Origin of the sequence: Phocaeicola sp. RTP21359st1_B8_RTP21360_211022 (assembly GCF_040911965.1) — a bacterium.
GTDB lineage: Bacteria > Bacteroidota > Bacteroidia > Bacteroidales > Bacteroidaceae > Phocaeicola > Phocaeicola vulgatus.
The window spans coordinates 38,545-59,820 of sequence record NZ_JBDFXP010000020.1 but is presented as its reverse complement, the minus strand read 5'-3'; the positions used below and the strand labels follow the sequence as shown (position 1 = coordinate 59,820).

At 43.0% G+C, this 21,276-nt stretch carries 12 protein-coding genes; 7 read left to right on the top strand and 5 right to left on the bottom strand.

Features of this window, described 5'->3' with window-relative positions; genetic code table 11:
* Positions 1-33 precede the first annotated feature (33 nt).
* From AB5062_RS11985 to AB5062_RS11970, 4 genes are all read left to right on the top strand, one after another.
* A complete protein-coding gene (locus tag AB5062_RS11985; protein WP_085930143.1) occupies positions 34-1,290 on the top strand; it encodes an L-rhamnose isomerase in 1,257 nt (418 codons plus the stop codon).
* Positions 1,291-1,382: 92 nt separating this feature from the next.
* Positions 1,383-2,402 carry an L-rhamnose/proton symporter RhaT gene (gene rhaT / locus AB5062_RS11980; protein WP_005850740.1) on the top strand — a complete coding sequence of 340 codons (1,020 nt, stop codon included), beginning with the start codon at positions 1,383-1,385 and terminating at the stop codon, positions 2,400-2,402.
* A gap of 85 nt (positions 2,403-2,487) precedes the next feature.
* Complete coding sequence (rhaD, locus tag AB5062_RS11975; protein WP_005841025.1) at positions 2,488-3,297, top strand: rhamnulose-1-phosphate aldolase; 810 nt, start codon at positions 2,488-2,490, stop codon at positions 3,295-3,297.
* 208 nt (positions 3,298-3,505) lie between these two features.
* Positions 3,506-4,003, top strand: a complete 498-nt coding sequence (locus AB5062_RS11970) for a DUF4251 domain-containing protein (RefSeq protein WP_008667569.1) — start codon at positions 3,506-3,508, stop codon at positions 4,001-4,003.
* Between the two features lie 106 nt (positions 4,004-4,109).
* Here the strand turns inward: AB5062_RS11970 and AB5062_RS11965 are convergent, their stop codons facing one another.
* From AB5062_RS11965 to AB5062_RS11950, 4 genes are all read right to left on the bottom strand, one after another.
* Positions 4,110-5,624 carry a right-handed parallel beta-helix repeat-containing protein gene (locus AB5062_RS11965; RefSeq protein ID WP_005841021.1) on the bottom strand — a complete coding sequence of 505 codons (1,515 nt, stop codon included), beginning with the start codon at positions 5,622-5,624 and terminating at the stop codon, positions 4,110-4,112.
* A gap of 168 nt (positions 5,625-5,792) precedes the next feature.
* Positions 5,793-7,412, bottom strand: a complete 1,620-nt coding sequence (locus AB5062_RS11960) for a RagB/SusD family nutrient uptake outer membrane protein (protein WP_368326891.1) — start codon at positions 7,410-7,412, stop codon at positions 5,793-5,795.
* Between the two features lie 11 nt (positions 7,413-7,423).
* Positions 7,424-10,495, bottom strand: a complete 3,072-nt coding sequence (locus AB5062_RS11955; protein WP_032946110.1) for a TonB-dependent receptor — start codon at positions 10,493-10,495, stop codon at positions 7,424-7,426.
* A gap of 140 nt (positions 10,496-10,635) precedes the next feature.
* Positions 10,636-14,796, bottom strand: coding sequence for a two-component regulator propeller domain-containing protein (locus tag AB5062_RS11950; protein ID WP_032938151.1), 4,161 nt, complete (start codon positions 14,794-14,796; stop codon positions 10,636-10,638).
* 148 nt (positions 14,797-14,944) lie between these two features.
* Between AB5062_RS11950 and AB5062_RS11945 the strand changes: the two genes are divergently transcribed.
* Together AB5062_RS11945 and AB5062_RS11940 are read left to right on the top strand one after the other, a co-directional pair.
* Complete coding sequence (locus AB5062_RS11945) at positions 14,945-15,865, top strand: AraC family transcriptional regulator (RefSeq protein WP_005841013.1); 921 nt, start codon at positions 14,945-14,947, stop codon at positions 15,863-15,865.
* 7 nt (positions 15,866-15,872) lie between these two features.
* Positions 15,873-16,871, top strand: a complete 999-nt coding sequence (locus AB5062_RS11940) for a lytic transglycosylase domain-containing protein (protein WP_016271656.1) — start codon at positions 15,873-15,875, stop codon at positions 16,869-16,871.
* A 25-nt stretch (positions 16,872-16,896) separates the two neighbouring features.
* Here the strand turns inward: AB5062_RS11940 and AB5062_RS11935 are convergent, their stop codons facing one another.
* Positions 16,897-17,754 carry an ion transporter gene (locus AB5062_RS11935; protein ID WP_005841007.1) on the bottom strand — a complete coding sequence of 286 codons (858 nt, stop codon included), beginning with the start codon at positions 17,752-17,754 and terminating at the stop codon, positions 16,897-16,899.
* Positions 17,755-17,869: 115 nt separating this feature from the next.
* On the opposite strand from AB5062_RS11935, the gene AB5062_RS11930 reads away from it, so the two are divergent.
* Positions 17,870-20,965 carry a glycoside hydrolase family 2 TIM barrel-domain containing protein gene (locus AB5062_RS11930; protein ID WP_032938143.1) on the top strand — a complete coding sequence of 1,032 codons (3,096 nt, stop codon included), beginning with the start codon at positions 17,870-17,872 and terminating at the stop codon, positions 20,963-20,965.
* Positions 20,966-21,276 lie beyond the last annotated feature (311 nt).

Below are 21,276 nucleotides of genomic sequence, written 5' to 3'. Positions count from 1 at the left end.
CCTTGAAATTTATTCATTAAACAAACAAATAATATCATGAAAGAAGAATTGATTAATAAAGCGTATGAGATCGCAAAAGAACGTTATGCCGCTGTAGGTGTCGACACAGAAAAAGTAATGGAAACCATGCAGAATTTCCATCTGTCACTGCATTGCTGGCAAGCAGATGATGTAACCGGCTTCGAAGTTCAGGCAGGTTCATTGACCGGTGGTATCCAGGCTACAGGTAACTATCCCGGCAAAGCCCGCAACATCGACGAACTACGTGCAGACATTCTGAAAGCAGCTTCATATATACCAGGTACTCACCGTTTGAATCTGCACGAAATTTATGGCGACTTCCAAGGAAAAGTCGTAGATCGTGACGAAGTAGAACCCGAACACTTCAAAAGCTGGATTGAATGGGGTAAGGAAAACAACATGAAACTGGATTTCAACTCTACTTCATTCTCTCATCCTAAAAGCGGTGACTTGTCTTTATCAAATCCCGATGAAGGTATCCGCAACTTCTGGATTGAGCACACCAAACGTTGTCGTGCCGTAGCCGAAGAGATGGGTAAAGCCCAGGGCGATCCTTGTATCATGAACCTGTGGGTACACGATGGCAGCAAAGACATCACTGTAAACCGCATGAAATACCGTGCTTTGTTGAAAGACTCTCTGGATCAGATTTTCGCAACAGAATATAAGAACATGAAAGACTGTATCGAATCAAAAGTATTCGGTATCGGACTGGAAAGCTATACAGTAGGTTCTAATGATTTCTATATTGGCTACGGTGCCAAGAACAACAAAATGATTACCTTGGATACCGGCCATTTCCACCCGACAGAAAGTGTTGCCGACAAAGTTTCTTCCTTGTTGTTGTATGTCCCCGAACTGATGCTGCACGTAAGCCGCCCCGTACGTTGGGACTCAGACCATGTAACCATCATGGACGACCCGACTATGGATTTATTCAGCGAAATCGTTCGTTGCAACGCCTTGGATCGTGTACACTATGGACTTGACTACTTCGATGCTTCCATCAACCGCATTGGTGCATACGTTATAGGCAGCCGCGCGGCTCAAAAATGTATGGTACGCGCTTTATTGGAACCGATTGCCAAACTGCGCGAATATGAAGCAAACGGACAAGGCTTCCAACGTCTGGCTCTGCTCGAAGAAGAAAAAGCTTTGCCTTGGAATGCTGTATGGGATATGTTCTGCTTGAAGAACAATGTACCCGTAGGCGAAGAGTTCATTGCAGAAGTAGAGAAATACGAAGCAGAAGTCACTTCGAAACGCTAATCAATATCCAACTACAAGATTGTCTTCCGTAGGGGCGGCCTCAAGTGCTGCCCCTACCGGGAACATAGTTGTAGCCTTAAAGAATATAAACAATGGAAATCATTATCGGATTAATCATCATCGCCATAGGAAGTTTCTGCCAATCCAGTTCATACGTACCTATAAAAAAAGTGAAAGAATGGAGTTGGGAAAGTTTCTGGCTGCTACAAGGTGTATTTGCCTGGCTGGTATTCCCGTTATTGGGTGCGTTGCTAGGTATCCCTCAAGGAAGCAGTTTATTTGACCTTTGGGGAACAGGAGGTGCTCCGATGAGCATCTTTTATGGTATATTATGGGGAGTAGGCGGTCTCACCTTCGGTCTTTCCATGCGTTATCTGGGAGTGGCCTTAGGACAAAGTATCGCACTGGGCACCTGTGCCGGATTCGGCACACTTTTTCCCGCCATTTTTGCCGGAACCAACCTGTTTGAAGGAAACGGACTTATTCTTTTACTGGGAGTATGTATCACTTTGTCGGGTATTGCCATTATAGGATATGCCGGCAGTCTTCGCGCCAAAAACATGAGCGAAGAAGAAAAACGCGCGGCAGTAAAAGATTTCGCTCTGACCAAAGGACTGTTGGTAGCCCTACTGGCAGGTGTGATGAGTGCCTGTTTCGCTTTAGGACTCGATGCCGGAACGCCCATCAAGGAAGCTGCATTGGCAGGAGGCGTAGAAGGGCTTTATGCAGGACTTCCCGTAATCTTCCTGGTAACATTAGGCGGTTTCCTGACTAATGCGGTTTACTGTCTGCAACAAAATATAGCCAACAAAACCATGAGTGATTATGCCAAAAGCAATGTATGGGGAAATAACTTGATATTCTGTGCTTTGGCAGGAGTACTGTGGTATATGCAATTCTTCGGTTTGGAAATGGGTAAAAGTTTCCTGACCGGAAGTCCTGTACTGCTAGCTTTCTCATGGTGTATATTGATGGCTTTGAATGTTACTTTCAGTAACGTATGGGGTATTTTATTAAAAGAATGGAAAGGCGTATCTACCCGGACTATCACTGTTCTGATAACCGGACTGGTAGTTCTTATCTTTTCTCTCGTATTTCCTAATTTATTTTAAAAGAATTACTATATTTGTAGCATACTGTTATTCAGAATGAAAAAGATGAATAACAATATCCTATGAACAATCAAATAAAAAAGATATGAAATCAATCTTAGACAATCGCCCTGAATTGGCCAAAGAGGTGAATAAAGTAGCCGAAGTAGCCGGATATTTGTGGCAAAAAGGATGGGCCGAACGTAACGGAGGTAATATCACCGTCAATATCACCGAATATGTAGACGATGAAATCCGTCAGATGCCCGCTATCAGCGAAGTAAAACAAATCGGTGTAACACTGCCTCACTTGAAAGGCTGTTATTTTTATTGCAAAGGAACCAATATGCGTATGCGGGATTTGGCGCGTTGGCCTATGGACAACGGTTCTGTCATCCGTATTTTGGATGACTGTGCCAGCTATGTCATCATTGCCGACAAACCGGTTCAACCTACTTCGGAAGTTCCCTCCCACCTGAGCGTACACAATTACCTCATCAGCATAGGTTCTCCTTACAAAGCATCCGTGCATACACACCCCATCGAACTGATTGCCCTGTCTCACAACAAAAAGTTCATGGAAAAAGATGTGGCAACCAACCTGTTATGGAGTATGATTCCTGAAACAAAAGCATTCTGTCCGCGTGGCCTGGGCATGATTCCTTATCAATTGCCTAGTTCTGTAGAATTAGCCGATGCAACCATCAAGGAACTAGCCGATTATGATGTCGTTATGTGGGAAAAACACGGCATTTTTGCCGTTGACCGTGACGTAATGGCCGCATTCGACCAAATCGATGTTTTAAATAAATCCGCATTGATTTACATCGCTGCCAAGAATATGGGATTTGAGCCGGACGGTATGAGTCAGGAACAGATGAAAGAAATGAGTGTGGCTTTTAATCTACCCAAATAATATTTTATAGTCTTCCCCTAATGGGGAGATTTTAAAGATGATTTGACTCCGCATGGGGACAAATCATCTTTTTTATTATCGGGACTCAAAAGATAAATCGCGTACTTAACTCATTGACAGTTTGATTATCTTATGTTTTTTTCAGAACAATGAGTATTCTTTTTGGCTATCTTTGGCAAAGACAGATTCACTAAACCTACAGAGAGATATGAAAGCAAATAAATTATTCCTTTTGGCAAGTCTCCTTCTATCAGGCAGTATGATACCTATAACGGCTCAGAACAAGAAAGAGAAGAAACAACAAAGAGAACAAGCAGTACGCGAGGCTGTTGACGCAAAGGCATACAAAATCAATGTGGACCGGGTAATGCCTATGAAAGGAGGCAGCAAACACCTGACTTCCGATTATTCTTTAGAAATAAGAAACGATTCGGTATATTCCTATCTGCCTTATTTCGGAGTGGCGTATAACGTTCCTTACGGAGGTGGAAAAGGATTAAATTTTAGTGCTCCTTTATCAGAATATACTTCAACATATAGCAAAAAGGGAAATGCTAAAATCACACTAGAAGTACGGAACGAGGAAGACAATTACCTTTACAATATCACCATTTATCCCAATGGCAGCAGTAACATACAGGTCACCCCCACAAACAGACAATCTATTTCTTTCTCCGGAGAAATGGATCTAAAGAAGAAAGAATGAACCATAAATAAAAAAGGGGAGGTGTCAAAACTAAAACAACCTATCGAACTATATGATCAGGTCATTTTAGTTTTGCTCCCCTCATTAAATTACAGCTATTATTTACTTATTTCTCTAACCGGCTAAAGAAATTCTCAATGGCTTCCTTATTGACAAAAACTCCTTTTACTCCGGTCACTTCCACCGTATCCATCAACAAAGCCAAGCCCTGATAACCGTTTTCATCCTTTGCCAGTACTTCCTTCTGATAAATTTCAGCTGATTGGCAGGCTTTACCATCTTCAGGTAATTTCTCGAACCGGCCAAGGTAATAATTGCCTTCAAAGAAATTATGTGTAGATTCTGTCAACTGGAATCTGCTGGATTCGGGAGCATAAAAAATATTCCCACTAATAAATGTACTATCCGGATATCCGCCCCATGAATCCAAAGTAATCATAGTACGGTCGATATCAGCCGCAGGTTTACGGTTCACATGAATAATGTTACGGGTAATGCGACTATCCTTTACAGGACCTGCCAGATGAACAGCCGGTGAGAACATCCCGGCACGAGTCGGTTCAGGCCGCACTCCGTCACCTATACTCACATTGTAACGGACTATAGTGCCCAAGTTACCTACATTAAAAGATGCGTCGGCCGTGCCGTCATTGCAAACCAATACCAAGCCACCATAGTTATCATGACTATAATTGTACTGAATGACCGTTCCCCGGCAATTCCAATCCGAATCAAATCCCTGTGCATCCCACGGAGCTTTATGACCACTTACTTCATTAAACTGCACCAAAGTATTATCACAACTCCACGGCCAAATACCTGCTGCCGCCTCTGTGTCAGGAAGCATATCAGGACAGTCACGCATTACATTGTATTCTATCAAGGTACTGTCACAACCGATAGGTACAATACCATCCCCTGGTACTTCCTCTATCAAATTTCCCCGTATCACGGTATGCTTGCTGGGATGCCAGTTCTGCCGGTCGCTATAAGCAGCCCAAATCATAGCATTACGGGTACATCTCAAAATATGGCAGTTCTCTATGGTTAACCTATTGAATGTTGAAATTTTCTTTTCACCGCCATTCACTATATAAATACCGCACCCTCCGCCTTTTTCTTTTACCAACGAACCATTGACATCCCGTACAGTCACATTATTGACAACAATGTTCTGCGATACGCCATAATCCATACACTCTATCTTCAAGCCCGAACGATAAGGCAGAGGCTGCCTGCCTGTATTCACGATTTCCAAATTCTGCATCGTTATATAGTCCGAATTACAGATACGGGCTGCATACAAGGAAGTATCATATCCCACAATGCAAGGTTTCCGTTCATCATCACCATAAGCATCTATATAAATACGATCTTCGGGTATACCCTGTCCGGTGATTTCAAGTTCGCCATTAAAAACCTCACCGCGCTTCAACAAAACTTTATTGCCCGGCAGTAATTTCACACCACGTAGTTTTTCCAGACTTTTCCATGCTTCATCCGGGGCTAACCCACTATTATTATCATCACCGCCGGTAGCATCCAGATAATAGCACACTGGACTATCAGAACATGCTGCCAACAGGAAGGAAAATAAAAGAAGGATCATTGTTTTTCTCATTTCTCTTCCGCTTTTAAAAAGTTATCAATTTTATTCCAGAAGTTGTCAGAACAACCAGGCTTCACCACAGATTACGCAAATTCACACAGTTTTTTGATTTAAAGGTTATTTGCCTCCTACTTCTTTGTGACAGTCCGTGTACCCTGTGATGAAAACCTGCACTCCACATTACTTCCACAAGTCGTGCTGAACCAGTTTCTTGTTAGTATCCAGTTCGGCAGTCGGCAAAGGCCATACATAATCCCTCTCACCGTTGAACTTACGTGCTTCATAAGCCAAGCCATACATAGTGCGTTCATTCTCTATATTGGCTACCGCCTTATCCAATTCCTTCCAACGATAAAGGTCAAACAAACGCAAACCTTCAAAAGCCAGTTCCACACGACGCTCATGCTTAATGACTTCCAACAATTCATCTTTAGAAAGAGAAGTACCTTCCACTTCCTCTACGGTGGGCATGTTCACATCCGCACGTTGCCGCACTTCATTAACCAAAGCAGTTACATCACTATAAACATAGCTTCCTTTCTGTACCATCGCCTCCGCTAAAGATAATAAAACTTCGGCATAACGCACCACATAAAAGTCTTGTCCATTATCCCAAGAGTTAGAAGTATCCGTAGGATCAAAATACTTATAAACATATACGGTAGACAGAGAAGCGGCAGCTCCGCCATATACATTGGCATACGGATTTGAAGCCGAAGTATCTATACCTCCTTTACCGTTCCAAAGCATACCGGGAACAAACAAAGTGCTATATAAACGCGGATCACGATTCTCAAAATGAGCAGGATTAGGCTTGCTGACATCCAAGCCACCCCCACCGTTCAGTTCGGCTATCTTCGTATCGGTAGTCGGTTTACCGTCTTTGCAATAATAAGCATCCGCCAAATCTATAGTACCATTCATTGCTTCCAGCGGAGTATTCCAATGCGCATTAAAAGCAGCACCTTCACTCATACCCGGTCCTTCATAACGGACTGCAAAAATGATTTCAGGAGAAGTTTCTCCACTTTGAGTAAACAGTTTGGCATAACTCGGATCAAGCGAGTATCCCAAACCTTGCACCTGCTTATAAGCAGCAATCGCGTCATCCCATTTTTCATTATACAAAGCCACACGCCCCAGTAAGGAAAGAGCAGCTCCTTTGGTGATATGTCCCCGTGAAGACGCGTTTTGCGGAAGTACTTCAGCCGCATCCTGCAAATCAGTCATAACATGAGCCACAATAGCCGCACGGTCCGTCTTTTCACATTCAGCCTCGTCAATGGTCAAAGGGGCGGTCAGGAAAGGAACATCCTGATACGTCATAGTCAAGTTTATATACATCAATGCACGTATGGTCTTTGCCTCAGCCTGATAAATCGCCTTTTGGGAAGCATCCATATCCACTCTATCAATATTAGCAATCAGCACATTACAACGGCTGATCACTTCATAGCAATCTTTCCAATAACTGCCAATGATAGAAGAACTTGGGGTATGAATTCCCATAGCCATATCATAACCTTCCATCCAGCCACTCCAATTAAAATGCCCGCCATTATCTGATATACAATCCATATATAAAGGGCCCAATGAATATTGGTCGGAATTATAAAGCTGATTGCTCTGCAAAGCATCATAACAAGATGCCAACGCCATCAAAGCATCATCCGGCGTCTGCCAAAATGTATTGGATGAAGATTCTGTCAATGAGTCCCTCTGCAAAAAGCTGTCAGAGCAAGAAGTCAGCAAAGCTCCTGACAACAGAGCCAGCCCTATAAAGTTATTAATTGATTTCATAGTTGTTGCTTTTAAAATTTAACGTTAACACCAAATGAATAAGTTCTTGTATTGGGATGTACATCATTACGGGAATCTGTACTCAGTTTTTCAGGATCATAATCGTCCAAGGAAGTGAAAGTAAGCAAATTAGTTCCTGCCAAATAGAGTCTGATACTCTGAACGCCCAACTTGGTCAAAAACTCTCTTTGCCTGAAAGTATATCCGATTTCCAAATTCTTCAGACGCAAATAATCACCTTTTGTCAACCAAAATGAAGAATAGTTATTATTAATAGTTCCTCCCAAACGAGGCATGCTTCCATTCGGATTACTTTCAGACCATCTGTCCAACCAACGGCTAGTCTTGTTTCCACCGTTGGAAATAGTAGTTTCATCCCAATTATAACGATATACACCTGCAATGCCTTGCCAGAATGTATTGACATCAAAATCTTTATAAGAGAATCCCAGATTGAAAGAATACTGCATTTTAGGGAACGGATTTCCGATAATAGTACGGTCAGCATCATTTATATTACCATTATTGTCTATATCTTCATACATGATATCACCTAATTGCGGTTCCTGGTTGTTTTGCATAATCTTCTGTCCGTTCGCATTTACACGGTCCAAATCTGCCTGGGTACGATAGATACCGATGGCTTTCAGCCCATAATAAGAGCCGATGGCTTCACCTTCACGATTGATCGTATTATCCTTAATGTCTTCTACCCCTTTCATATCAGTAATCTCATTTTTCACACCTGAAAGCGAGAAACCTGCCTGCCATGCCCAGTCACCTTTCTGATCGAAATAATTAGCAGCCAGTTCCCAACCCCGGTTACGAACCTTTCCCGCATTCTGATAAGGAGCATCCAAAGATCCCAGGAAAATACCCGGCATAGCGAGCTTCATCAAAATATCCGAGGTATTTTTCTCATACCAGTCAAAAGTGACATTGATCTTTCCACCCCAAAAAGCAGCATCAAAACCAAAGTCTGTAATAGTAGTTGTTTCCCATTTAATGTTCTCATTAGGTATCTTGGCAGTCTTCATACCAATCTGTTTGCTATCACCGAAATAGTAACTGCCACTAGCCGCCAATGTAGCCGCATAAGCATAGTTACCAATTTCCTGATTACCCAATTTACCCCAGCTACCACGCAATTTCAATGAGTGGAGGAACTTCACATTCTCCATAAATTTCTCATTTGTCATGATCCATGCACCCGAAAATGAAGGGAAGGTAGCATAACGATGTGCCTTGGGCATACGTGACGAACCATCGTGACGGACATTCATCTCTAACAGATAACGGCCTCCGTAATTATAATTCAAGCGTCCGAAGAATGACTGCAAGGAACTCTCTTCCGCTGATCCGGTCACATGGTCATTCATAGTACCTCCATCCATTTCATAAATATTATCGGTAGCGAATCCCTGCTTGGACGCCTCATTCTTGTCCCAACGGGTAGCCTGGATAGAATGGCCTGCCAACAGATTGAACGAATGTTTTCCTACAGAAAAATCATAGGTCAGAATATTTTCATTAATATAAGTCGTTTCCAGATAATGATAATCTGTCAGTTTATTGGTACCGACTGTGGTCAGCGCATTTCCTTCAGCATCGTATCTTATATTATTCTTCGGATTGAAAGTAGTCACATCGTTCATATAATATTTATAAGCCAGACTTGAACGGAACTTCAATCCTTTTATGATATCAATTTCACCAAAGAATTTACCATCAAAACGATAATGCTTGTTATCTTTATAGCCCATATTCAAAGCTTCAATCGGATTTTTGAATACGGATTGGGAAATATTGGGATTTCCATCCAAAAATCCATAATGTCCGTTAGAATAACGCACAGGAACAGTAGGACGGGTAAACCAAGTAAGGTAGCGCATCAAACCTTCACCGGTAACACTGGTAGTAGGCTCATCAATGTTCTGACGGCTTCCCGAAAGATTCAGACCTAATTTTACAATACCCAATTGTGCATCCAGATTGGAACGGAAATTAAAACGTTGATTGGCCGTTTCACGCAAGATACCATCCTGCTGGAAATACTGAGTGGAAATCATGTAATGTACCGCTTTACTACCACCGTTCACAGACAAATGGTGTTGGTGCATGGCTGCTGTACGAAACATTTCCTTAGCCCAATCGGTATTGGCAAAATGATCGGGGTCTGATCCGTTTTGCAACTTTTGTAACATTTCATCCGTGTATGCTTTGGAAGGCCAGCATTCGTTATACATCTTCGCCCATTCATAAGAATTCACATAATCGGGCAGCACGGTAGCTTCTTGCAAAGCGATACTACCGGAATATGTAATGGTAGGTTTCTGCTCACCGCCCCGTTTGGTAGTCACCAGAATAACCCCGTTGGCAGCACGTACACCATAAATAGAAGCCGAAGCCGCATCCTTCAATACGGAAACACTTTCAATATCATCTGCAGGGATTTCCGCAATCTGGCTTACCGAGCTTTCCACTCCATCGATCAAGACCATCGGATCATTGTGTTCAAAAGTTCCTACACCACGGATACGGATTTCGGGACTGTCATGACCGGCCTGGGCACCATTGTTGGTCAACATAACACCCGGCAAACGACCCTGAAGCATATTGGCAGTATTCGCTACCGGCATAGAAGCTACATCCTTGAAATTTACAGCAGCAACAGAACCCGTCAGATTTTCCTTCTTCTGCACGCCATAACCGACTACTACCACTTCGTCAATCATTTCCGTATCTTCCTTCAGATTTACATTCAGCACCGTATTGTCTTTCGAAATACGATATTCCTGATCGGAATATCCTATAAAAGAAATGACAATAGTAGAATTAGAAGCCACCGTGAGATTGAAATTACCATCCAAATCAGTCACCGTTCCATTGGTTGTTCCTTTTTCAACCACACTGGCACCGATGACCGGTTCGCCTGTGGCATCTTTTACAATACCGGAAACTTTAAACTTGTCTGCTTGCAGACTGGAAGCGCTCACATTCATCGCAGGGATGAAGAAGCAGAGACACAGCAATAGACTCAGTACCCGGAATGTACTGGTTTCTGTCAGAGTTTTCATATTCATAATACTTTTTTTAAAGGTCTAACAAATAAAGATAATTCGTTTTATTTGCCAGCAAAAGTAAGAGGAACAGAAAAGAAACAGGGAGAATTATTACCGGAAAAAGGCTGTTTATTCCCTATAGAGCCTATTTCCGGTAATAATCAGCCATCATACTTCATCATATACTCTGTAGGAGAAAGTCCGAATTTCTTCTTAAAGCAGGAACTGAAATATTTAGGGTCGTTGAAACCTACGGCATACGCCAAATCGGCTATACGGATTTTCTTTTTCTCGTCTATCAGCCGACAAGCCGCTTGCAAACGGACATTGCTGATAAATGCAGAGGGAGTAAGTCCGGTCAACAGTTTCAATTTATCTGCTAGTGTAGTCCGGGCCATACCCATCTCCGCCATAAACTGTGCATGTTCAAAATCACAATCACTCAAATGGGCATTCACACAATCCACCGCTTTCCGAATGAAAGCTTCGTCCATCGAGGTGTAATTTAATTCTTTGGCTTCAAAGACCAACTGCTTACGAAAATCCACCCCCATACGTTTGCGCCGTTTCAACAAGTTATCTATCTTGGCAAACAAGACAGAGAGGCGGAGCGGTTTACAGATATAACCATCGGCCCCAGACTCATACCCTTCCACATGGTCTTCATCACTAGTCTTGGCCGTTAACAAAATCAATGGAATATGGCAGGTCTCAAATTGAGTCTTCACCCGGCGGCACAATTCCATACCGTCCATTTCGGGCATCATAACATCGGAAACAATTAAATCCACTTCCTGTTTGGCAAGGATCTCCAAAGCTTCCGTTCCATTAGCGGACTTCAGAATATGGTATTTGCCATGCAACAGACGAACCATCAAAGCCAATAATTCCTCATTATCCTCCACTAACAAAATAGTCGATGCTGCCGGTTTCTCTTCCAACATATCAATCTCCGAGACATTCTCCATTTCATCTGCCGATAAAACAGCATAGTCCACATTTTCAGTATTCTCGTCTACCTCATCTTCAGCAAAAGCCTCACGTCCTATAGGAATTTCAACCACAAAAGTATTCCCTTCCTCCTTATCGCTAAATACCTGTATCGTTCCATGATGCAACAATACCAAATCTTTAGTCAGCGACAAACCGATACCCGTCCCTATGGTATGGAATTTACGATACTCCCCTTCATAGAATCTCTCGAACATATGATCCAATTTCTCTTTTGGAATCAACTCGCCGGGATTGTTCACACTCAATTTAAAAGTCCTCTTTTCCTCATCATGAGCCTGCGACACCACAATAGTTCCTCCTTCAGGAGTATATTTAGCGGCATTGGAAAGCAGATTGTACACCACTTTATCCAATTTATCCACATCAAAATATCCCGAATATTCTTCAGACAAATCAAATTGTATGGACAATTTCTGCTTTTTAACCAAAGGAGCGAAAGCCGACACTGATTTTTTCAAGAACATACTGACATTTCCATGCGAAACTTTTAGCCGCAACTTGCCATTCTCCACTTTCCTGAACTCTAAGATTTGCTGAATCAACCGGATTAACCGCACAGTATTATCAGCTATTACAGAACAAACCGACGAACTTGCCGGTACTTCTTGTTTCAGTTCATCCACCGAAGCCGATATAATAGAAAGCGGAGTCAGCAACTCATGAGTGATATTGGTAAAGAACTGTAATTTAGCATGATTGATTTCCTCCATTTTCTGCCGTTCTATCTTCCCCATCTCTATGGCCTGTTTCATCCGGATACGGTTTCTGACAATCCGATAAGTATACCATGCCAATGAAACGAACAACAAGACATAAAGGCAATAAGCCCACCACGATAACCAAGGCGGCGGAAGAATAGTTATACGCAGACATTTCATATCCGGAGACCAGATTCCATTCTGATTGGCTCCCTTTACACAAAAAGTATAAGTACCTGCCGGAAGATTGTTATAATAGGCAAACCGACGTCCAGCCTCAACGGACAACCATTCCTTGTCATATCCCTCCAACCGATATAAATAACGGTTCAACTCAGGATTGATATAGTTCAATATTGAAAAATCAAGACTGAAATTATTCTCCCGGTATCCTAATACAATTTTATCAATAAAATCAATAGCTCTGTTTGCAGCAATCCCCTCTCTGACGGAAAGAGGATAGGTACGTACCGATACATTATGTACCTTTATATCTGTAATTACTACCGGAGAATAGGCAGTATCCTGAACTATTTTATCAGGATAAAAACTGTTCAATCCACGGAATCCTCCGAAGAAAAGTTTCCCATCCGCACCCTTGAAGCAAGAATTCCGGTTAAACATATGGTCTTGCAAACCATCATCTACCGTATAGGTATGTATTTTCGGTGCAGCACCGTCCAAAGGTATATCAATGTGATACATTTCCGCATTGGTAGTAAGCCATAAAGTATGCTCATCATCCTCCAGCATGCTGAAAACAACATCTCCATTCCGGAAATAATCATTCAAGACTGAAACAAAACGATCATTCTTCCGGTCATACAAATCGAGTCCGTTACCATTCGACCCCACCCATACTCTGTTGTATCCATCCACACAAACACTCATCGCCCCGACAGTGGATAATGTACCATCCGAAGGCGTATAAAACTTAACCTTATATGTTTCTCCGGATGTATCTATCCGCCATACCCCTTCATTACTAGTCGCTATCCAGATAAAGCCATCTTGATCTTCCGCCATTTTGAAAATAGAAATTTGGGGCAATGCCTGATTTGTCAAAGTCACCAGTTCATTCAAAGAATGAAGTCTTGATTCCGTATCCAAGATAAACACTCCCGAACGTGTCCCCAACCACAGATTCCCTTTCGAATCTTCCAACAAAGAATAAATACAAATATCACTCAGCTCCGGATTGGTAACGGTATTTATCACGTGTGCTTTCCCGGCTTTGACATTATAGAACCACACTCCGTCATCCCAAGTGGCAAAACACAATTCATTTGTCCTTTTACGATAAATAATATCATTGACCGTCGATGTATATCCCATATTCTTCAATACAGGATGAGAGCGGTAAGGAACAATGGTATGCTGTTTCATATCATAAAATACCAGACCGAATCCCATGATTCCCATCCACAGATTCCCATTATCCTCCTGATAGACACTGCGGACAGAGCTGGTAGGGCAATGCTCACGCAAAGCCTCCAAAGAATCATAATTAAACCGGAACTTATTTGTATTTACAGTACAAACACCTCCTCCCAACATACCCAGCCACATCAGCCCGTCTTTACTGCACAACAGAGAGTTCACCTCATTAAAAGGTAAATCTCCTTGAAGGTTACCCGGAACAATATTGGTAAAATTCCCGTCTCCCGATTCATCTTCCAAAATACTGACCCCACTGCGTGAACCGATCCAGAGCTTCCCGGAATTTTTATCCTGAGCAATGGCGTAGATAATATTATCCAACAGAGAATGAGAATTTCCCTTGATGTTCCGGAATGTTTTAAATGAGAAATGTTCCGAATCATACGGATTAATGAGTTTCACCAGTCCATACCGCCAGGTACCGATCCAAATATTCCCGGCTTCATCCTGAAATATGACATGCGCCGAATTACCAGGGTTAATCCCGTCGTAAGTATAATACAATTCCTCTTGAGGACTATAACGCAGCAGCCCCTGTTCCCAAGTACCAATCCATATTTGACCTTTCCGGTCTTCGACAACAGACTTTATATCCATGTTTTTTTCACAATCGAAAGTACGGCTGCCGGCTTTTCTGCGAAACAATCCCTTGTTGCTTCCCACCCATAAATCTCCGTTACTTGCATAAAGGATACTTTCTACATTGCTTACCTGTAACAAAGGACTGATTATTTTCTCTATCTCATCCGTTTCTTTATGCAACACGTATAATCCATTGTGCGTACCTATCCACAAATTATTCTCCTTGTCTTCGGCCACCATATTCACAAAACTATCAATGGAACGTCCATGATTCACTCCATCGGGTTTATATACAACAATAGAATAACCATCGTAACGCAAGAGACCATTGTAGGTCGAAATCCATATATACCCCTGGCTATCCTGAAATAACTTCCTGACTTCATTGGTAGGGAAGTTCACCGAAGTGGAAATGGATTTAAAATGATAAGTATTCACCTTATTATCAGCCCAAAGCAAAACAGGAAAAACAAAAAGATATATTACTCCAAGAATATATTCGCAGTTACGGTGTGCCAAGTGCATAGATTCAACTTTAAGATTTGATGCAATATTCGCAAAAAAAAGCATTTTAAGCAAATATTCCATAAGATTTGTTCTAAATTTCCCCCATTTGCATACATAAGAAACTAAAATTATACCTCCAGAAACACTTAGAACAAAAAGGTTAGAGGCTGTTAAGATAAAAAATTGTATATTTGCCGATAAGTGTGACCTAATTTTAAAACAGAGAAACATGCATTACAACGACCAAGGCGCTGATTTTAAATACCTAATTGTCAATGAGCGTGACAAGCGTTTCGGCTTGTCGGTGACTACCGTCGGATTCCAGGCTATCAGGGCCGGAAGCGTTTATCCACCACGCAACCACCCGGACGCCTATTATTTCACAGCCCAGAAAGGACGTGTGCTGCATGAATATCAGTTGGTATATATCACTAAAGGACGAGGAACTTTCGCCAGCGACACAACCCCGTCTGTTGACATATCCAAAGGGCAGATACTTTTCCTGTTTCCCGGACAGTGGCATACCTATGCGCCGCTGCAAAAGACAGGATGGAACGAATATTACATCGGTTTTGAAGGCCCGATTATAGACAATCTGGTAAAAAACAGCTTTATCTCAAAAGAAAGCCAGATTCTGGATATCGGTATCAATGAAGAACTGGCCAGTCTTTTTGCCCGTGCACTGGAAGTAGCGGAAGCAGACAAGACCGCAGCGCAACAATATTTGTCCGGCATCGTTTTACACATTATGGGAGCCGTACTTGCTATCTCGCAGAACAAACGCTATGAGGTGGACAATGCGGCACAAAAAATAGAAAGTGCCAAAATCATCATGCACGAAAATGTGTACAAGGATATAGACCCGGAAGAACTGGCCATGAAATTGGGAATCAGTTATTCCTGGTTCCGCAAAGTATTCAAAGAATACACCGGTTATGCGCCCGCCAAGTATTTCCAAGAGCTGAAACTGCGCAAAGCGAAGCAGCTGTTGATTGAAAGTTCCATGTCAGTGAAAGAGATATGTTATGAATTGAATTATACCTCTACTGAACACTTTTTCTCGGTATTTAAAAAGCGTACCAATTTCACCCCTACCGAATATCGTAACTTCGGACGGGGCGGAAAAGAAAAAGAGAATGAAAACGAATAAAGAAAAAATGAGAAAAATAACCATCAATCTGGCTGCTGTGGCAGCCTTTTGCATTGTAGTTGCATCACCGGCCTTAGTAAGCAGCAGTTGCGCTACTCCAAAAACGGAGCAGGAAGATACCACTATCATACGGGAAGATTCAGGTATTACGGCATTGAAATACAGTAGTCCCGAAGTTCCCGCCAGTATTGAGTTCTGTGGCAAAACCATTGATTTGAGCCGCTTTGACCGCCACGAGCGTATGGACCGTGAACTATTGGCATTCACCTATATGCACAGTACTTCCTTGCAAATGCTGAAAAAAGCCAACCGCTATTTCCCCATTGTAGAACCCATACTGAAAGAAAACGGAATACCTGATGATTTTAAGTACCTGATGGTAATAGAAAGTAATATGAATCCCACCGCCCGTTCTTCTGCCGGAGCTGCCGGACTATGGCAATTCATGCAAGGTACGGGACGGGATTACGGATTGGAGGTAAACAACAATGTGGACGAGCGTTACCATATTGAGAAAGCGACCCGTGCCGCCTGCCGCTATCTGAAAGACGCGTATGCAAAATATAAGGACTGGGTGGCTGTCGCCGCCTCTTACAATGCCGGTCAGGCACGCATTGCCAGCCAACTGGCCAAACAGGATGTGGACGACTCGTTGGATTTGCAACTGGTAGAAGAGACTGCCCGGTATGTGTACCGCATTCTTGCCGCCAAACAATTATTCAATGCCCCCACTACTTTCGGTTTCCGCCTGCGTGCATCGGATTTGTATCCGCCTATTCCTTATACGGAAATCACTGTGACGAAAGGAATTGCAGACTTGGCACGTTTCGCACGCAGCAAAGGAATCAATCTGGCCATATTAAAGAATATGAATCCCTGGTTACGGGAAACATCCTTGTCCAACCACAGCGGGCGGACTTACGTGATAAAAATCCCTACCAAAGAAGGAATGACTTATGATCCGAAAAAGACGGTGGCGCATGATAAGCGATGGGTGATAGAATAACTTTCTATCATACAGCATTCCATAATCAATTTACCAGTTTTCCTCCACAGTATTTACAATAAGCAGCCCCGTCCTCATGTCCGTCCTTACCACAATGCGGACATTTCAGGGCCACCCTGCGTCTATGTTCCTGGATCATAGACGCAGAAACAATTCCTGTGGGGACTGCAATGATGGTATAGCCCAGTAACATTACAATGGCCGAAAGGAAGCGCCCTAGCGGAGTTTCCGGAGTGATATCCCCATAACCTACCGTCGTCATCGTCACTATCGCCCAATAAATACTATTCGGAATATTATTGAAAGAAGTGCCCGGCCGCTGTCCCTCAATCATATACATCAATGTACCGATCGAAGTCACCAATATCAGTACAAACAAGAAAAAAACAATAATCTTCCGACTGCTGAACACCAAGGAACGCAACAAGAAATTACCTTCATTCAGATAATTGAAAAGTTTAAAGATACGGAACACACGAATCAACCGGAAAGTGCGGATCACCAGCAGATAACGTGCCGTGCCGAAAAGCCAGCCTATATATAGAGGTAAGGTAGCCAGCAAATCCACTATACCGAAAAAACTCAGAGCATACTTCCGCGGTTGGGGAGAACAATAAAGCCTCAACATATACTCTAACGTAAAAAAGAAAGTAAAAACATACTCCGACACCCGCAGATAAGGCCCGATAACGGTATCCCAACTCTTGATACTCTCGGCAATAACCACCAGAATACTCAAGACAATGAACCCTATCAACGCCACATCGAATAACTTTCCCATCGGTGTGTCGCTTTCAAAAATAATCACATATATTTTATGCTTTAATTTCTCATCATGCAGTAAATTCTGCCATTTATTCCAAATACGCCTCAGAAATGCCATAATTTTTTAGGATAGAACACAAATCATTCACAATTATAACAAATATTGCCCGATTTATGTCCCATCGGTAACTATTATTTTCACTATATTTGCACAAAACCAATAAAATAATAGCATGAAGAAACAACTTATGACAGGTCTGTTCACAGTCCTCGCCCTTACAGCAGGCGCACAGACCTTCCAAGAATGGCGCAACCCGGAAATAAATGCGGTAAACCGTGCGCCGATGCACACGAACTACTTTGCTTTTGAGAATGCAGATGCAGCTAAGAAAGCAGACAAAAAACAATCAACTAACTACATGACTTTGAACGGAACCTGGAAGTTCAACTGGGTAAAGGATGCAGACTCCCGTCCGACTGATTTCTGGAAAACCGGCTTCAACGACAAAGGCTGGGATGACCTGCAAGTTCCCGCCGTATGGGAGCTGAACGGATACGGTGATCCTATTTATGTGAACGTAGGCTATGCCTGGCGTAACCAGTTCCAGAACAACCCTCCCGAAGTGCCGACAGAGAATAACCATGTAGGTTCTTACCGCCGTGAAATTGTAGTTCCCGCCTCATGGAAGGGAAAAGATATTATCGCCCATTTCGGTTCGGTTACCTCCAATATGTATTTGTGGGTAAACGGACGTTATGTAGGCTACAGCGAGGACAGCAAACTGGAAGCCGAATTTGACCTGACTCCATATTTAAAACCGGGTCAGAAAAACCTGATCGCCTTCCAAGTATTCCGCTGGTGCGACGGTACCTATCTGGAAGATCAGGATTTCTTCCGGTATAGCGGCGTGGGACGTGACTGCTATCTATATGCCCGCAACAAAAAACGCATTCAAGATATCCGTGTAACTCCCGACTTGGACGCAGCTTACCAAAACGGCAGCCTGGCTGTCAATCTGGATTTGAAAAGCAGTGGTAAAGTCGATTTGGAACTGGTAGATGCACAAGGCAAGCAAGTGGCAACCGCTACCGCCAACAAATCCGGTCTGGTGACCATGAACGTAGAGAACCCCAAAAAGTGGAGTGCCGAAACACCTTATTTATATACCTTGCGTGCCAGCATGCAGGGCAGCAATGAAGTGATTCCTGTCAAAGTAGGTTTCCGCAAGATTGAATTGAAAGGTGACCAGATCTTGGTTAACGGTAAGGCAGTCCTGTTCAAGGGAGCCGACCGCCACGAAATGGATCCGGACGGAGGCTATGTAGTATCTCCCGAACGTATGCTACAGGATATCCAGATAATGAAGCAATTCAACCTGAACGCTGTACGTACCTGCCACTACCCGGATGACAACTTATGGTACGATTTATGTGACCAATATGGTATTTACGTCGTGGCCGAAGCCAATATAGAATCTCACGGTATGGGCTACGGCGACAAGACGCTGGCCAAGAACCCCTCTTATAAGAAAGCCCATCTGGAACGTAACCAGCGCAATGTACAACGCGGATTCAACCATCCGAGCATCATCTTCTGGTCATTGGGTAATGAAGCCGGTGACGGCCCCAACTTCGAACAATGCTATAAATGGATTAAAGCAGAAGACCCCAGCCGTGCCTGCCAATATGAACAAGCACGCCAGAAAGAACATACCGATATCTTCTGTCCGATGTACTATGATTATAACGGCATGGAAAAATATGGTCAACGTACCGATGCTACCAAACCATTGATTCAGTGTGAATATGCCCATGCAATGGGTAACTCGCAGGGTGGTTTCAAAGAATATTGGGATTTGATCCGTAAATATCCGAATCTGCAAGGTGGATTTATCTGGGATTTCGTTGACCAGTCCTGCCGCTGGAAAGGAAAAGACGGCGTGATGATCTATGCTTACGGAGGAGATTTCAACCGTTTTGACGCTTCTGACAATAACTTCTGTGACAATGGTTTGATCAGCCCCGACCGTGTTCCTAATCCGCACATGTATGAAGTAGGTCACTTTTACCAAAATATCTGGACTACTCCCGCCGATTTAAGCAAAGGGGAAGTAAATGTATTCAATGAGAACTTCTTCCGTGATCTGTCCGCCTACTATATGGAATGGCAAGTACTGAAAGATGGAAAAGTAATCCGCACCGGACGCGTGGATGATTTAAAAGTCGCTCCTCAGGAAACAGCCAAGATTACGTTGAATATCGGCAAGACCTGCACCTGCAAGGAATGGTTGCTGAACGTTTCCTACAAACTGAAAAACCGCGAAGGTTTGCTGCCCGCAGGTTTCACCGTCGCCAAGAATCAGTTGACACTGAATGATTACAAAGCACCGTCTATGGATTTGAAGAACGTGGAAACGACCAATGTAGCCACCGTTGTTCCGCAAATCATCGACAACCAATATCATTATCTGATCGTAAAAGGCAATAACTTCGTAGCCGAGTTCAACAAACAGAACGGTTACTTAAGCAAATATGCAGTGGACGGAACGGAAATGCTGAAAGAAGGCGCAGCCCTGACCCCTAACTTCTGGCGTGCCCCGACAGACAATGATATGGGAGCCGGCCTGCAAAACAGATATGCCGCATGGAAAAACCCGGGATTGAAACTGGTTTCCTTGAATTCCAAAACAGAAAATGACCAGATAGTAGTGAATGCGGAATATGACATGAAGAATGTTTCCGCCAAATTATATCTGACTTATGTCATCAACAACGAAGGAGCCATCAAAGTGACCCAAAAGATGACAGCCGACAAGAATGCCAAAGTATCTCCGATGTTCCGCTTCGGTATGCAAATGCAGATGCCTAAATGTTTTGAAACCGTAGAATATTATGGTCGTGGTCCGGTAGAAAACTACAGTGACCGCAACCACAGCACAGACTTGGGTATTTATCGCCAGAGTGTGGATGAACAATTCTACTCCTATATCCGTCCGCAGGAAACAGGAACCAAGACCGATATCCGCTGGTGGAAGCAACTGAATGCCGGCGGTAACGGACTGAAGGTAGTAGGTGATGCTCCATTCTCTGCATCCGCTTTGCATTATACCATCTGTTCACTGGATGATGACGAACAAAAAGACCAGCGTCACTCGCCCGAAGTACAGAAAGCAGACCTGACCAACCTGATCATCGACAAGGCTCAGATGGGGTTGGGTTGTGTAAACAGCTGGGGAGCTCTGCCGTTGCCTCAATATATGTTGCCCTACGGTGATTATGAATTTACTTTCATCCTGACTCCGGTAAAACATAGCGTCGAGATAGAATAAAACACAGGTTAAACAATAAAAACAAGGTGGCTGAATTTGTTTTCAGCCACCTTGTTTTTATTCCCTCTGTTCTTCATAGCTACTGCCATCTACAATTTTCATAAAACAAGTATCACACAAGTATCTGCCCCAACCATCTCTTCAAAACACATTTTCCACCTTTTTTCCTTCAAATTCTTCATACGCGGGCAAGACTTTGAACCTCAAGCCATTACAATGAACCATTCTTATTCCAATCCTTCATAAATTCTTCATAAAGTTATATCCGTTCCCTTCGCATGAACCAACCACGGGAATCCATTCCGACAACC